General features: G+C 48.0%; 1 protein-coding gene. It reads right to left on the bottom strand.

The genetic code is table 11. The annotated features are described in order from the left end of the window. The coding region (locus tag KKC1_RS11770; protein WP_238134298.1) for a transposase at window positions 1–317 on the bottom strand (317 nt) is incomplete at its 3' end. Window positions 318–610 lie beyond the last annotated feature (293 nt).

Consider the following 610-nt stretch of genomic DNA (forward strand, 5'->3'; position numbering starts at 1 on the left):
TTCTTCCCAAAGTCGGCATCGGTGTCGCGGCGCCCATCAGGCTTTGGTGACGCTCCTTCCTGCTTCTTGCCTCGACTCAGACTGTTAATGGCTTTGCTGTCCACGGCCAGGATCCGCCCGTAATCCGGTAACTGCTTGCTTATTTCGTCCACCAGGCGGGTAAATATTTTTTCTACTTCGTCGATGTGTTCCATAAGTTTCCGGCAGAAACGGCTGTATACGTGAGACGGCGGAACCGCCCGTTCCCCCAACCACGGGTCAAATCCGCAAATCTCCCGCAGTTGCGCGTTCCGCTTAATTTTTTCCCTTGGGGGCAATATTGGCTATTTAACGCCCGCCCATTTCTAAAACTCGCTCAAATCCTGGTTTGTGCAGGGGTAAAATGTTTTCTTTGATACCCTAAAACGGCTATTTGTGCTTGCTTCCGCACAGCGCAATTGGCTCTATAATAACGTTGACTTCTATTAAAACCTCCCATTCCGCTGCTATTCATAACGCCCACGCCTTAAAATCATTTTGGGATGCCAAAACCGTAAGTAATACCGTCTCACTTGTTCAAATTATTTTGGTTAACCAAAAACAACTTTGGGTGGAGTATAACGGCAGGTAT

The sequence above is a fragment of the Calderihabitans maritimus genome (assembly GCF_002207765.1).
GTDB classification, from domain to species: Bacteria; Bacillota; KKC1; order Calderihabitantales; family Calderihabitantaceae; genus Calderihabitans; species Calderihabitans maritimus.